This is a genomic window from Luteitalea sp. TBR-22 (genome assembly GCF_016865485.1).
Classification (GTDB): domain Bacteria; phylum Acidobacteriota; class Vicinamibacteria; order Vicinamibacterales; family Vicinamibacteraceae; genus Luteitalea.
The window spans coordinates 6,158,115-6,172,602 of sequence record NZ_AP024452.1 but is presented as its reverse complement, the minus strand read 5'-3'; the positions used below and the strand labels follow the sequence as shown (position 1 = coordinate 6,172,602).

Annotated in this window: 13 protein-coding genes; 2 read left to right on the top strand and 11 right to left on the bottom strand. The window is 70.4% G+C overall.

Annotated elements, in window-relative coordinates; translation table 11 throughout:
* Positions 1-108: 108 nt before the first annotated feature.
* Together TBR22_RS25455 and TBR22_RS25450 are read right to left on the bottom strand one after the other, a co-directional pair.
* On the bottom strand, positions 109-1,437 hold the full coding sequence (locus tag TBR22_RS25455) for an MFS transporter (protein WP_239490656.1): 1,329 nt from the start codon (positions 1,435-1,437) through the stop codon (positions 109-111).
* The gene (locus TBR22_RS25450; protein WP_239490655.1) at positions 1,434-4,013 is read right to left on the bottom strand and encodes a M20/M25/M40 family metallo-hydrolase; all 2,580 of its coding nucleotides are present in this window, start codon (positions 4,011-4,013) and stop codon (positions 1,434-1,436) included. The genes TBR22_RS25455 and TBR22_RS25450 overlap by 4 nt, the downstream gene beginning before the upstream one ends.
* 256 nt (positions 4,014-4,269) lie before the next feature.
* Between TBR22_RS25450 and TBR22_RS25445 the strand changes: the two genes are divergently transcribed.
* Positions 4,270-4,923: a PEP-CTERM sorting domain-containing protein gene (locus TBR22_RS25445; RefSeq protein ID WP_239490654.1), complete on the top strand. Its 654-nt coding sequence runs from the start codon at positions 4,270-4,272 to the stop codon at positions 4,921-4,923.
* Positions 4,924-5,021: 98 nt separating this feature from the next.
* On the opposite strand, the gene TBR22_RS25440 is transcribed toward TBR22_RS25445, so the two are convergent.
* Complete coding sequence (locus tag TBR22_RS25440; RefSeq protein WP_239490653.1) at positions 5,022-6,533, bottom strand: sulfatase; 1,512 nt, start codon at positions 6,531-6,533, stop codon at positions 5,022-5,024.
* A 222-nt stretch (positions 6,534-6,755) separates the two neighbouring features.
* On the opposite strand from TBR22_RS25440, the gene TBR22_RS25435 reads away from it, so the two are divergent.
* On the top strand, positions 6,756-7,397 hold the full coding sequence (locus TBR22_RS25435; RefSeq protein ID WP_239490652.1) for a PEP-CTERM sorting domain-containing protein: 642 nt from the start codon (positions 6,756-6,758) through the stop codon (positions 7,395-7,397).
* A gap of 79 nt (positions 7,398-7,476) precedes the next feature.
* Here the strand turns inward: TBR22_RS25435 and TBR22_RS25430 are convergent, their stop codons facing one another.
* The 8 genes from TBR22_RS25430 to hisI all read right to left on the bottom strand — a co-directional run bounded on the left by TBR22_RS25430 (position 7,477) and on the right by hisI (position 14,027).
* Complete coding sequence (locus TBR22_RS25430) at positions 7,477-8,166, bottom strand: HisA/HisF-related TIM barrel protein (protein ID WP_239490651.1); 690 nt, start codon at positions 8,164-8,166, stop codon at positions 7,477-7,479.
* A gap of 107 nt (positions 8,167-8,273) precedes the next feature.
* Entirely contained in the window at positions 8,274-9,032 is a 759-nt protein-coding gene (hisF, locus tag TBR22_RS25425; RefSeq protein ID WP_239490650.1) for an imidazole glycerol phosphate synthase subunit HisF, read from the bottom strand.
* Positions 9,032-9,841 carry an imidazole glycerol phosphate synthase subunit HisH gene (locus tag TBR22_RS25420; protein WP_239490649.1) on the bottom strand — a complete coding sequence of 270 codons (810 nt, stop codon included), beginning with the start codon at positions 9,839-9,841 and terminating at the stop codon, positions 9,032-9,034. The genes hisF and TBR22_RS25420 overlap by 1 nt, the downstream gene beginning before the upstream one ends.
* Positions 9,838-10,425, bottom strand: a complete 588-nt coding sequence (gene hisB / locus TBR22_RS25415; RefSeq protein ID WP_239490648.1) for an imidazoleglycerol-phosphate dehydratase HisB — start codon at positions 10,423-10,425, stop codon at positions 9,838-9,840. Before hisB ends, TBR22_RS25420 begins: the two co-directional genes overlap by 4 nt.
* Positions 10,410-11,546: a histidinol-phosphate transaminase gene (locus TBR22_RS25410; protein ID WP_239490647.1), complete on the bottom strand. Its 1,137-nt coding sequence runs from the start codon at positions 11,544-11,546 to the stop codon at positions 10,410-10,412. Before TBR22_RS25410 ends, hisB begins: the two co-directional genes overlap by 16 nt.
* The gene (hisD, locus tag TBR22_RS25405; protein WP_239490646.1) at positions 11,543-12,823 is read right to left on the bottom strand and encodes a histidinol dehydrogenase; all 1,281 of its coding nucleotides are present in this window, start codon (positions 12,821-12,823) and stop codon (positions 11,543-11,545) included. Before hisD ends, TBR22_RS25410 begins: the two co-directional genes overlap by 4 nt.
* Before the next feature lie 5 nt (positions 12,824-12,828).
* Positions 12,829-13,713 carry an ATP phosphoribosyltransferase gene (gene hisG, locus TBR22_RS25400; protein ID WP_239490645.1) on the bottom strand — a complete coding sequence of 295 codons (885 nt, stop codon included), beginning with the start codon at positions 13,711-13,713 and terminating at the stop codon, positions 12,829-12,831.
* 2 nt (positions 13,714-13,715) lie between these two features.
* A complete protein-coding gene (hisI, locus tag TBR22_RS25395; RefSeq protein ID WP_239490644.1) occupies positions 13,716-14,027 on the bottom strand; it encodes a phosphoribosyl-AMP cyclohydrolase in 312 nt (103 codons plus the stop codon).
* Between the last annotated feature and the right edge of the window lie 461 nt (positions 14,028-14,488).

Genomic DNA, 14,488 nt, shown 5'->3' with positions numbered 1-14,488 from the left:
GCTACAGTTTGAAATTGGACAGTTTGAAATTCACGTGGGGCGCGGCTCCGCCCGCGCCCCTCGGGATGCGTCGAGCGGCAAGGCCGACAGGCCGGCCGCCCGCCAATTTCAGATGTCCAATTTCAGATTGCCACCATTGCGTACCGCTGCCTGCCCGGCCTCGATGTCGACGCGCGAGAGGATGAGCGCGCCGACGACGAAGTAGGCGATCACCGAGAGGATCGCGCCACGGCTCGAGCCGGTGAGCGCGATCGCCAGCGCGAAGGTGAGCGGGCCAAGGATGCCCGCGGTGCGCTCGGTGACGGCGAAGAACCCGAAGAACTCCGACGACCGCTCCCGCGGGATCATGCTCGCGAACAGCGACCGCGACAGCGCCTGGCTGCCGCCCTGCACGGTGCCCACCAGGATGGCCAGCGCATAGAAGTGCACGGCCGTCTTCATGAAGTACCCGAGCACGCTGATGCCCGCGTAGACGGCCAGCGACAGCCAGATCGCCTGCTTGGCGCCGATCTTCCCGGCCAGCCACCCGAAGATGAACGCGAACGGCACGCCGACGAACTGCACCAGCAGCAGCGCGCCGATCAGGTGCCCCTCCGCGATCCCGAGCTGCGCCCCGTAGAGCGACGCCATCCGGATGATCGTCCCGATGCCGTCGTTGTAGACCAGGAAGGCCAGCAGCATCAGGAACGCCTGGCGGTACCTGCGCAGGTGCGTGAAGGTCTCCCGCAGGTCGGCCAGGGCGTGACGCGTCGCCGCGCCGAGCGAGTCGTGCCCGCCGCCCGCCACCGCCGGCTCCGGCACCCGGCGCAGCAACGGCACCGAGAACACCATCCACCACACGCCGACGCTGAAGAACGCCAGCCGCGTCGCGATGCCCGCGTCGGGCAGCCCGAAGACACCCGGCTTGAGGATCCACGCCAGGTTGAGCAGGAGCAGCAGCCCTCCACCGAGGTACCCGAGCGCGAAGCCCGACGACGAGACCCGGTCGAGTTCCTCGGGCGCCGCGATGTGCGGCAGCAGCGAGTCGTAGAACGCAATCGACCCGCTGCAGGCGATGTTGGCCAGCATGAACAGGCCGATCGCCAGCGCCCAGTCGCCCTCGCCGATCAGCGCCATCGCCATCGTGCAGAGGGCGCCGATCGCCATGAAGCCGAGCAGGAACGCCTTCTTGTACGGCCGGTGATCGGCGATCGCACCGAGCAGCGGCGCGCCGACCGCGCTCACCGCGAGCGCGACCGTTGTGCCCATGCTGAAGTTGAACGCCGCCGCTTCGGGCGCCAGACCCTTGGCGGCGACGTTGTTGTAGTACACCGGGAACACCGCCGCGACGATCGTGGTCAGGAAGGCGGAGTTGGCCCAGTCGTACATCGCCCACGCGCGCAGTTCGGGCCGACCGAGGCCGAGCCGCGCCAGCCAGGACCCGGCGGCCTCGCTCATCGTGCCGCCCCGTCGCCGGCCGGCGGCTTCGCCCCGGGCGTGACCGCCGGCGGCAGCGGTGCTGCCGTGGACGGGTTCGCGGTGGGCAGCGGCAGCGTCAGGGGCGTCAGCGCCGCGGGCGGCTCCCGGGTCTCGTTCAGCGCGATCGGCAGCAACACGACGTGCTGGGTCATCCACGCGGTGTGTGCCGTCTCGAGCCAGGCAGGAACGCGGCTGCCCGGCCGCGCGTCGGGCAGCGAGAAGCGCGCCAGCCACACCTCGGTGCCCGCGAGCCTGTCGGCCTGGCTTGCCGGGACCGTCGCGCGCCACACGAGCCCGTCCTTCGGCACGTTGGTGTGCCACGCCTGCCACCGCCCGCCGGTCGTCCGGCCCGGGAGGGTCGACCTGGTCGGCACGATGTCCTCCGGCAGCACGATCGCCATCGTCTGCCATTCAGGCGACGAGGGCGTGACCGTGATCTCGACGTCGGCATCGCCGGTGCGGCGGATGACGAGCGCGGAGATGACCGCCGGCGCCGCCCCCGGCTGGGGCGGCACCTCGCCCCGGAACAGGAACGCCTTGGGCACGATCTCCAGGCGTCCGCGCGGCTGCCGCGGCGCGGGCCGCCACGCGACGTTCGAGGGGCCGCCCGCCCCGATGTCGAGGCCGGGCTCGTTGCTCGACAGGCCCCAGTATGCGCGGCTGCGGACGCGATCCTCGACGAACACGGCCGACCGCTGCAACGGGCGCTCGGAAGTGTAGGCCGGCGCCATCCACGCCAGCAGGCCGGTGACCACCAGTCCGGTCATCAGCAGGCCGCCGGCCAGCCCGTGCCGCACGCGCCACTGCAGCCGACCCACCAGCACCGCGAGCACGGGCGGCCACAGCAGGATGCCGGCGAAGAAGAAGGCTGCCGGGTAGGCCCACGTCGGGGTGACGAGCGGCATCCGCCCGAGCAGCGTGACGACGAAGGGCAGCAGCGCCAGCAGATCCGGTCCCCACAGCACCCACGTGATGATCGCGACGCACGCGCTCCCGACCCGCGCCGGCCACGTGCGCAAGGGTGAACCGGATACGTTCGGCGTTCGGCGTCCGGCATCCGGCGTCGAAGCCTCGCCCATCTGCGCCGTCTCCGCGCCGCCCCTGCCGGTGAACAACATCGTCGGCGCCACCAACAGCACCGCCGCCAACAGCGGAATCGACACCAGGTACGACGCGGCCGGCGCGTAGCGCAGCGCGAGCACCAGCAACGCCACCCACACCGGCAGGGCCGCGAACCAGACCCCGAACGGCGTGCCGTCTGGTGCCACCGACCGCGGCACGAACGTCGCCACGCGTCGCACCAGCCAGCTCACCGTCACCACCATCATGGTCATGAACGCGAAGAGCCGCCACGGATGCGCGAACCACGGGTGCAGCTCCGCGCGTCCGGCTCGCACGAGCCACACCGCGCCGACCAGCGCGCCGAGCACCGCCCCAGCCGCGACGAGTGCCCACAGCGCCGTGCGAATCACGTGCAGGCTGCCGCCCATCGCCCCTGTTCCGGTGCCCGGTGCCCGGATCCCGGTGGCCGCATTCCGCTGCACCCGCCGCAGCATGCCGAGCCACGCCACCACGCCGAGCAGGGCAACCAGCCAGCCGCCGATCACGCCGGCGCGCAACGACCACACGAACGCGACGCGGTCGAGCAGCGAGAAGTACATCGGCGCATCCGTCGTCGCGACGAGCGATGGCTGCGCGTCGAGCCCGTCCACCACCTCGAGCACCACGGCGCCCGCGTCCTCGAGCACGCGGTTGGGCACGCGATCGGGCCTGTCGCGATCGGTGTGGTAGGTGTACCCGTCGCCGGTCGCGGCGAAGTTGATGCCCGAGACGCCGGGAAGGAGCTTGAGCACGGAGAAGTCGGTGTCGTTGGGCAGCGCGTCGTAGATCGCCTGCATGTAGGAGCCGCCGCGCGGCCGCGACACGCCCGCCCAGGCGCGCAGTGCCGGACTGGTGCCCGGGCCGGTCTCGAACAGCGGGAACGGGCTGGCGGTGCCGATCGCCTCGAGGTTGAGGAAGACCTTGAGCCGCGCGCGGACCTCGGGGTCGTCCACCAGTGCGCGGGCTCCCTGCAGTCCGTGCTCCTCGCCGTCGGTGATGATCACCATCAGCGTGTAGTTGGGCGCCTGCCTGGCGGCGAGCGACCGTGAGGCCTCGAGGATCACCGCCGTGCCGAGTGCGGCATCGCCGGCGCCGGGCCCCCACGCCACCGAGTCGTAATGCGAGACCAGGCCGATCGCCTCGCGGCGCTTGCCGGGCTTGATCGCGATGATGTTGGCGACCCGCGTCGTCACACCCGCCTCGCGCCAGTCCGCGTCGGTCTCCTGCACCCGGACGTCGAAGCCCTGCAGTTGCAGGGTCTCGATCACGTAGGCGCGGGCCTTCTCGTTGGCGGGCGTACCGGTCCAGCGGCTGCCGATCGACCCGGCGAGCCGTTCGACGTGGCTGCGGGCGTTGCGGACGTCGAAGCGACCGGCGCGGCTGCACCCGGGGAGCAGCAGCGCGGCAAGGGCGAACAGCGTGACGGGCAGGCGCCACGTCCTCGGCCGGGGCATGCGGGGGAGCGTAGCAAAGAAATCCGGAGCGCACCGGAGTCTGACTCTTCGGCGACTTTAGTTCTCATCCATGGGGACGGCGAGTGCCGCCCTGAGGCGAACACGCCACGCATCCCACACCACAGCGGTGGGGCAGTCTGGCGCAAGGATTGCTACCCAAGGTTAGGCGCGGCTCGATCATGAGCCCGGTCGGCATCCTGTTCGGTTCGGTGGTCGATGTCGCCCGGCGCGTGGCATCGGTCAGGGAGAGTGATTCATGCCCGCTCTGTTCCGCCTGCTCGCCAGCGCGCCCGTCGCGTCGATGGCGCTCGCCGCGACCCTGCTCACCGCTGCCCCCGCGCGCGCGTCGGTGATCTACACGTACACGGGCGCCGCGTACGCGTTCGTGAGCGGGGGCGGGCAGGCGACCCCCGCCGACCTGTACACGATTGACGATCGCGTGACCGGCACCATCGAGCTGGCGGCACCGCTCGCGGCGAACCTGTCCTTCCAGAACGTTACCCCGACCGCCTTCTCGTTCTTCGACGGGGTCGGGAGCATCGACGACACCAACGCCACACTCACGCAGTTCGTGGTGGCTACCAACGGCGACGGGGCCATCGTCGAATGGCTCGTCACGGTGGAGGCCTTTGCAGCCCTGACCGACGGCGGCACCTGGGGGAAGATGACGTTCAACAGGACCGGCGGCCTGTTCGGTACCAGCGTGTCGCACGCGCAGTGCGGCGTCGGATCGTCGGCATTCGGCTGTGCACTCGGCGTTGCCGGCGCCTACTACCAGGAAGCCAGTGGGGGCGGCCCTGGCCAGTGGCGGCAGGAAGACGTCGCGGTGCCGGAGCCGACGTCACTGGTGCTCGTCGGCGCGGCGCTCGCCGGATTCACCGCCCGCCGCCGCGCCTCCCGCACGCGCTGACCGCAGGCGTCGCCCGCCGCATCCGCTGACGACGGTGTAGCCGTCGGCCCTGGCCGACGGTGAGGCGCTTCCTTCCGTAGCCGCCGCGAGCGCGACGGTCACCGAGGCGGGCACACGACGTCGGCCTTCGGCGTGCGCGGCAGCTTCCGTCCCGGCAGCGGCTTGCCGGTGACGCGATCGAACTCGTCGGGCGTCCGGCACGCAGGCCGCACGTCACCGGTGTCGCGCTGCCACGTGTCGAGCCTCCTTCGCAGGTCCGCGAGCGTCGCCGCGTGGCGCGGGTCGCTTGCCAGGTTGACGGTCTCCTGCGGGTCGGCAACGACGTCGTACAACTCCTCCGCTGGACGCGGTGCGACGAAGATGCGCGCCTGCAGCGGCGTCAGCCCGCCGCTCGCGTGCAGGCGGCGGATCGCGTCCATCGACGGACTGCGCCCGGCGTCGGCCGACGGCGTTCCCGCCAGGTCGGCGTACTCGTTGCGGATGTACTTGAAGCGGTCGGTGCGCACCGCGCGCACGCGGTCCTCGTAGTCGTGCCAGTTCTTCTCCGCGAACATCTCGTCGCGCGTCGTCACTGACGGATCGGCGAGCATCCGCGCAAAGCTCCGGCCCTGCACCGTGGGCGGGACCGGCACGCCGGCCAGCTCGAGGATGGTCGGCGCGAGGTCGACGCTGCTCACCAGGCCGTTGGCCACACGACCTTTCCCGACACGCGCCGGCCAACGCGAAAGCAACGGCGTACGAATCCCCTCGTCGTACATCGTCGTCTTGGCGCCAGGGAACGGCCGGCCGTTGTCGCTGATGAACAGGATCAGCGTGTCGTCGGCCACGCCCTGCCGATCGAGTTCGGCGAGCACCTTGCCGACGTTGTCGTCGAGCCGCGCGATCTCGTCGTAGTACAGCGCCAGCTCGCCGCGCACCTCCGGCGTGTCGGGCAGGTGCGGCGGCACGATCACGTCCGCGGGTCGGTGCGGACGCGGGATGCTGTTCTCGGCGTAGTCGCGATGCGGGTCGAGCGCGGCCAGCCACAGGAAGAACGGCTTGCCCTTCGGGCGCTGGCGCAGCAGCGGCAGCCAGCCGGCGGCGCCGCTGTCGTCGGCCGCCAGCATCTTGCCGGTCTTCGGATCGGTCTGGAACCCGGCCTCGCCCGGGTCATCCACCACGTCGAAGCGGTCCTTGATGGCCGCCCCCATGTGCCACTTGCCGGAAGCGCCCGTCCAGTAACCGGCCGCCTTCAGCTTCTCGACGAACGTCACCTGCGCCGCCGGCAGCGGCCAGTGCAACTGCTCCGCGTCGGTGGCGTGCGGGTATCGGCCGGTGATCATGCTGGCCCGGCTCGGGCTGCACGACGAGATGGTCACGAACGCGTGCGTGAACTTCATGCCCTCGCGCGCCAGCCGATCGATGTTCGGCGTGCCGACCTTCGGGTTGCCGTAGGCGCCGGTGTCGGCCCACGCGAGGTCGTCGGCGATGAACAGCACGACGTTGGGGCGCGGCGCCAACTGCGCGTGGGCGACGGCGGGCAGCGTGTGCGTCAGCGAGAGCACGCAGGCCGACAGGAGCAGGCCGAGCCCTGCGCACAGGGCGACGAGTCGAGCGGGGGTACGGCGCATGGCGCTGAAGGCTATCAGTCTTCAGCCACCAAAATGCCCGCGAACGGTTGACTTTGGTAGTCCTGAGGGCCCCCGCCTGCGGTAGAACGCGGCGTCTCCTCCTGAATTCGCGACAAGGCGCGCTGTCTGGCGGCGGCATCGAACGTGCACACATCGACCCATCTCGACTCGCGGCGCCCCGATGACGGGGTTCCAAGGTGACCTTCGCTCCCGAGGTTCTCGATGTCTGCACATCTCCGCGCGGTCGCTGGCGCGCCCCTGGCCCTGGCCGTCTTCGCGCTGTCGCTGCTCTCCGCCGCCCCGGCTCAGGCCGCCGTGATCTACACCTACACGGGCCCGCTGTTCACGTCCATCAGCGGGCTTGGCGTCGCGCCGGACCCCTACACGACGGCCGACCGCGTCACGGGTTCCTTCACGATGGCGGCGGCGCTCGGGCCGAACCTCGGGCCGTGGACGCCGGTGACGCCCCTGTCGTTCAGCTTCTTCGATGGCGTCAACACGCTCACCGACCTGAACACTGTGTCGAGCTCGTTCAAGGTGACCACCGACGCAACCGGCCGGCTCGTGGGCTGGAGCATCGAGATGTCCAGCCCGTCGCAGGTGCTGAAGGTAGGCAGGACGATCGATACGTCCTACGGCCTCGACGAGAACAGCGTCTTCCAGAGCCTCGACAGGGGGGCGGATTCCGGCTGCGTGATACGCAACGGTACGTGCCCGGTGTACCTCCAGGTCGCGTTCACCAACGGGACCGAACGGACGTGGGACGTGGAAGACACCACGCCCGTCGTCCCTGAACCGACATCCATGCTGCTGCTCGGCGGCGCCGCCCTCGCCGGGTTCGTGGCGCGTCGTCGCGCCCGCTGAGCAAGTTGTAGCCGTCGGCCTTGGCCGACGGTCCGGGTGACTGCCGGCCAAGGCCGGCAGCTACGCACGAACGGTCACGTCAAGCCGGTGGCAGCTTCAGCGCGAGCCGGCCGGTGTAGATGGCCATGCCCACCACGGCGTCGACGCCCATCGCGTCGAGCTGGTCGATTTCTTCCTGCGTGGTGATGCCGCCCGCCGCGACGACGCGGCGGGTGGTCGCTTCGCGGACGGCGCGCACGGCATCCATGGGGATGCCCTGCATCAGGCCCTCCGTGTCGACGTTGGTGTAGAGGAACTCGTCGCAGAACGGCTCGAGCGCTTTGGCTGCCTCGACGGCCGTGACCGACGTCTGCTCCTGCCACCCGCGGATGGTCACCACGCCCTGCGAGCTGTCCACCGCGGCGATCACGTGCTCACGACCGACCGCGTCGGCCAGCCGCGCCGCAAAGTCCAGGTCCATCTGCCCGCCCTTGAACAGCGCCGACGATACGATCACGTGCGTCGCGCCGAGCGACAGCACGTGCTGCGCGCGCTCGATCGAGCGGATGCCGCCGCCGACGCGGCAGGCCTTCTCGGCGCAGATCTTCCGCATCAACGGCTCGTTGGCGCCGCGCTCCATCGCGGCGTCCAGGTCGATGAGCTGCACCTTGGGAAACGGGCGGAACTTGTCCACCCAGGATTGCCAGTCGTCGGTGGCCAGCGCGAGGCGCTTGCCCTGGACCAGTTGCACCACCTGGCCGTCGCGGAGGTCGATAGCGGGAATCAGCATGAGTTTCGGGAATCCGCCTTCGCCTGACGGCTTCGGCGAGACAAGTCGGGAGACGGGAGTCGCGGGTATCGGTCGTAGTCCGTAGCCGTCGACCTTCAGGTCGACGGTCAGCGAAGCCGCACCGGAATCCCCTGCGCGTGCAGGTGCGCCTTGAGCTCGCTCACGGCGTGTTCACTGAAGTGGAACACCGAGGCGGCCAGCGCCGCGTCGGCGCAGCCGTCGGTGAAGACGTCGCAGAAGTGGCCGAACGTGCCGGCACCGCCCGAGGCGATCACCGGGATGCTCACCGCCTGCGACACGGCGGCGGTCATCGGCAGGTCGAAGCCGCTGCGCGTGCCGTCCTTGTCGATGGATGTGAGCAGGATCTCGCCGGCGCCGCGATCGGCGGCCTCTCGCGCCCACTCGACGGCATCGCGACCCGTCGGCGTCGAGCCGCTGCGCACGTAGACACCGAAGCGATCGCCCTCGAGCTTGGCGTCGATGGCCACCACCACCGCCTGCGATCCGTAGCGCCGCGCCAGCGCGGTGATCAGCGCCGGGTTCGACACGGCGGCGCTGTTGATGCTCACCTTGTCGGCGCCCGCCTCGACGGCCGCGGCCGCATCCTCCTCGGACGCGATGCCACCACCCACTGCGAGCGGGATGAACAGCTCCTTCGCCACGGTGGCCACCGTGCGGGCCATCGTGCGGCGCTTCTCGAGCGTCGCCGTCACGTCGAGGATCACGAGCTCGTCGATCCCCTCGACGTTGTAGCGCTTGGCGAGCTCCGCCGGGTCGCCGGCGTTGCGCAGCCCCTCGAAGTTCACGCCCTTGACTACCTGCCCGTCGCGCACGTCGAGGCACGCGATGATTCGTTTGGATAACATCAGAACGAGGTCCTGTCGGGAGTCGGGAGTCGGGAATCGGGAGTCGCGGAGTCGAGGGTCGCGGACTGCCGACCGCCGACTGCCGACTGCCGCTCCCCGGCCACCTCGAGGAAGTTCTCCAGCATGCGCAACCCCGTGTTGCCGCTCTTCTCCGGGTGGAACTGCGCGCCGAACACCAGGCCATCCTCGACGACGCTCGCGAACGGCACCCCGTGCGTCGTCACTGCGACGGTCGCGTCGCTGTCGGGCGCGACGTAGGAGTGCGTGAAGTAGGCCTGCGCCTCGTCCTCGATGCCGGCGAGCAGCCGCGACGGGCGCCCGGTCTGCTTCAACGCGTTCCACCCCACGTGGGGGACCTTCAGTGATCCGGGCACCGGTATCCGGGCACCGGGCACCGGGGCAGCATCTCGGGGCGGGCCTTCGACTCGGGCGACTGCGTCGGGCTCGCTCAGGGCACGCGCCCCGGAGGGCCTCTGGCGCGTGGGATCGAGCTTCACGCAGCGGCCCTTCAGCACGCCGAGGCCCGGCACGTCTGGCGCCTCGGAGCTGCCCTCGAACAGCCACTGCTGCCCGAGGCAGATGCCGAGCAGCGGCACGCCGGCCTCGAGGCGCGCCTTGATGGCGCGGTGCCAGCTCGCGTCGAGGGCCGCCGTCGCCTCGAAATGGCCGACGCCGGGCACGATGATCGCGTCGGCGCGATCGAGATCCTCCGGCAGTTCCGGGGTGAGGATCTCGGCGCCGAGCGAGGTGAGCGCCTTGCGGACCGACGTCAGGTTGCCGGCCTTGTAGTCGATGAGCGCGACGATCACAGCAGGCCCTTCGTGCTGGGCAGCATGCGCGCCAGCTGCTTGTCCTTCGCGCACGCCACGCGCATCGCGCGCGCGAACGCCTTGAACACCGCCTCGATGCGGTGGTGGCTCGAGCGGCCGTACATCACCTTCACGTGCACGTTGGCGCGGGCGCCCTGCGCGAAGCCCTCGAAGAAGTCGTGCAGCAGCTCCACCTGCAGGTCGCCGACCAGCCGCACCTTCACGCCGAGATCGACGACGGCGTGCGGGCGTCCGCTGAGATCGACGGCGGCGATCGCCAGCGTTTCGTCCATCGGCATCAGGAAGTAGCCGGCCCGGTTGATGCCGAGCTTGTTGCCCAGTGCCTGCGTGAAGGCCTCGCCGAGCGCGATGCCGACGTCCTCGACGGTGTGGTGCTGGTCGACGTCGAGATCGCCGTCGGCCTTCAGCGTCATGTCGAAGGCGCCGTGCCGCGTGAACAGCTCGAGCATGTGGTCGAAGAAGCGGATGCCCGTCGTGACCTCGTACCGACCCTTGCCCTCGATGCCGAGCTTGATGTCGATCTTCGTCTCGCGGGTGTGCCGCTTGATCACGCCCTTGCGCACAGGATCTCCTCCATGGCGTCGATGCACGCCCGGGTGTGGGCGACGAGCCCGGTGGTCACGCGCACGCAACCCTGGCAGCCGGGCTGCGAGTCGCGGTCGCGGATGTAGATGTTGCGGGCCTGCAGCCCGTCGAGCAGCGCCTGGCGACGGTTGCCGGCGCGCACCAGCACGAAGTTGGCCTCGCTGCGCACGTAGGGCAGGCCCCAGCGATCGCAGGCTGCGTACAGCAGCGCGCGCGACTCGCGCACCTGGGCGCGGTAGTCGTCCATGTACGCGCGGTCGGCGAGCGCCGCCTCGAGCGCCGCAACGACGAACACGTTGAGCGAGTACGGGGGCAGCACGCGCCGCATCCGGGTGATCACGTCCTCACGGCCGACGAGCGCCCCGACGCGCATGCCGGCCAGGCCGTACGCCTTGGCGAACGTGCGGCCGACCACCATGTTCGGGTACGTGTCGATCAGCGGGATCGCGCTCTCGCCGCCGAACTCGACGTACGCCTCGTCGAGCAACAACAGCGCGCCCGGCGGCAGGATCGACGACAGCCACGCCACCTCGTCGCGCGTCAGCGAGATGCCGCTGGGGTTGCCGGGCGAGGCGATGAAGAGCACGCCCGTGCGCGGCGTCACCGCGGCCGCGATGGCCTCGCGATCCAGCGACAGCTCCGGTCCCGGCATCACCCGCACCACCGTGCCGCCCACCGCCTCCACCGCGTCGGCGTACATCCCGAACGCGGGTTCGATGATCACGGCCTCGGAGAGATCACCAGACGTAGGCGCGGGGCTTGCCCCGCGCGCGGCGTCCGGACCGATTCCTGCCTGCCGGGCAAGCCCGGCAGCTACACCTGGGGTGGCGCGCAGTTGCGCCAGCGCCGCCGCGAAGATCCCCTCGTCGAGGCCGTTGGTGAGCACGACGCGCGCCGGCGGCACGTCGAGGTGGTCGGCGACGGCCTGCGTGACGCGCGTGTAGTCGGGGTACTTCGCGATCGTCTCGCGGCTCACCCGGGCGATCGCCTCGACCACCGCCGGCGAGCAGCCGCCGGTGTGCTCGTTCAGGTGCAGCCGCAGCGCGTCGGCAGGCGCGTCCGCGCGGTCGTACGCGTAGACGTCAGGTGTGCTGCTCATCGCGCGCGTCGTCCCGTCTTCGGCGCGATTCCGAGCCGCGCGCGAATCGACGCGGCGTGCAGCTTCAGGCCTTCCGCGTCGGCCAGCGTCGCGGCCGTCGGACCGACCAGCGCCGCGCCGGCCTTCGTCAGCTGCTGCACGCTCGACACGCGCACGAAGTCCCACGCGTGCAGGCCGCCGCGGAAGCGCGCCGCGCCGCTGGTCGGCAGCACGTGGTTCGATCCGATCGCGTAGTCGCCGGCCGCCTGCGCGGTCCACGGGCCGATGAAGATCGAGGCCGCCACGGGGATCATCGCCGCCATCTCGGGCGTGTCCACCACCAGGTGCTCGGGCGCGATGCGGTTGGCGAGCGCCGCGGCTTCGGCGACGTTCTTGGTGACGACGATGGCGCCGTTGCGGGCCAGTGCCTGCGCGGCGGGCGTCGCGGCTGCCTCGGGCGTCGCGAGCTGCCGCTCGATGGCCTTCGCGACCTGCGTGGCCAGCCGCTTCGACGGCGTGAGGAAGATGGCCCGCGCATCGACGTCGTGCTCTGCCTGTGCCAGCAGGTCGGCGGCAATCCACGCCGGATCGCCCGTCGCCGCGACGACGACGATCTCGCTCGGGCCGGCGAAGAAGTCGATCGCGCAGTCGCGCGCCACGAGCGCCTTGGCGAGGGCGACGTAGGCGTTGCCCGGGCCGACGATCTTGTCGACCCGCGGCACGGTGGCCGTGCCGTACGCCATGGCCGCGATCGCGTGCGCGCCGCCCAACTGGAACACCCGGTCCACACCGGCCTCGACCGCCGCCGCGAGCACCGCCGCGTCGGGACGCGGGCAGCACACGATCACCTCCGGCACGCCAGCCGCGCGCGCCGTCACCGCCGCCATCAGCAGCGACGAGGGCAGCGGATAGCGTCCGCCGGGCACGTAGCACCCGACGCGCTCGAGCGGCAGCACGCGCTGCGACACCTTCACGCCCGGGGCGACCACCTTCGTCCACGTCGCCGGCACCTGCGCCTTCGCGACGGCCTTGATGTGCCTGGCAGCCTTGCGGATCGCCGCGCGCACCGCCGGCGGGCACTCGGCCGCGCCGGCGTGGATCTCGGCGGGCGAGAGCTCGATCGGGCCTTCGAGCTTGTCGAATCGGCGCGCGAACTCGGTCAGCGCCTTGTCGCCGCGGGTGCGCACGGCCGCGAGGATGTCCTTCACGGCGGGTTCGAGGCGCCCGTGGTCGTCGGGCGTGCGGTCGAGGAGTCGGCGGAGGGCCTTGGCGTCGGTGGACGCGAGGATCGGCAGCATGGCGGTCACATCACGATCTTGTTGAGCGGGTATTCCACGATGCCCTCGGCGCCGGCGGCCTTCAGCTTCGGGATGAGGTCGCGCACCGTGCGCTCCTCGATGATCGTGTTCACCGCCACCCACTCCTCGTCGCTCAGCGACGACACGGTCGGGCGGCGCAGGGCCGGCACCAGCTCGAGCAGCGACTTCAGGCCCTCGCGCTTGACGTTGAGCATCAGGCCGACGCGGCCCTGCGCCTCGATGGCCGCTCGCAGCAACAGCGCGATGTTCTCGATCTTGGTGCGCTTCCAGGCGTCGGACCAGGCGGCCGGGTTGGCGATGAGCTGCGTCTTGGACTCCATCACCGTGTCGATGATCCGCAGGCGGTTGGCGCGCAGGGTCGACCCCGTCTCGGTGGCCTCGACGATCCCGTCGGCCAGCACCGGCGGCTTCACCTCGGTGGCGCCCCAGGAGAACTCGACGGTGACGTCGATGCCCTTCTCCTGGAAGTACTGCTCGGTGACCTTCACCAGCTCGGTGGCAATCGTGCAGCCGGCGAAGTCCTCCGGCGCCTTGAACCGCGAGTCCTCGGGGGCGGCCAGCACCCACTTCACGGTGCCGAAGCTCTGCTTGGAGTAGACCAGCTCCTGCACCGGCACCACCTCGGCCCGCGAGGCGATCAGCTGCTCGGCGATCCAGTCCTGCCCGGTGAGGCCGGCGTCGATCACCCCGTCGGCGACGTACCGGGCCATTTCCTGGGCCCGGATGAGCATGCACTCGAGCTCGCTGTCGTCGGTGCCGGGGAAGTACGAGCGCGAGCTGACGTAGATGTTCCAGCCGGCGCGTGCGAACAGCTGGACCGTGGAGTCCTGCAGGGAGCCCTTGGGGATCCCGAGGCGGAGGGGCGGCATGATCAGGCGATCTCCTGGGTGAAGCAGCTCACGGTGCCGAGGTGGCACACCTTGCCATCGCCCTCGCGGACGACCCGGGCCAGCACGGTGTCGGTGTCGCAATCGGTGAGCAGGCGCACCACCCGGAGGCGATTGCCGGACGTTTCGCCCTTCATCCACAGCGAGTTGCGGGTGCGGGAGAAGAAGGTCACGAACCCCGTTTCGCGGGTGCGGCGGAAGGCTTCCTCGTTCATGAAGCCCACCATCAGCACCTCGCCGCTCTCGTCGTCCTGCACCACCGCGGGCACCAGCCCGTGAAACTTGTCGAAATCCATCTCGGTCTCTCACATCCCCACATGGCGATCTTTCGATCTCCCGGGAAGATCACGGACCGTCGACCTGAAGGTCGACGGCTACGAACCGCCGGGTCGACGGCTACGAACTGAGGCCTTTCGGCGACTCCCGACTCCCGACTCCCGACTCCCGACTCCCGACTCCCGACTCCCGTCAGAACTCGCCCCAAACACACAAAAGCCCCGCCGGGATGACCAGCGAGGCTGCTTGGGGCGTGCTGTGTTCGGGGTCGAACAGTCGGGTTTCAGCAGGCGCGCAGACCATCACCGGTCCCACGGACGTGGGCATGGTGGTGATGGTGATGATGCTGGCTGCGGCACGCCATGACCCGCCAAGGGTAGCCGGGGACGACGCGGGCTGTCAACGCGTCCGTATTGACAAACCTGCCACGATGTCCGCATCGTAAGCCATTGCAGACACGACGTCGGGTGTTCCGGCGGGC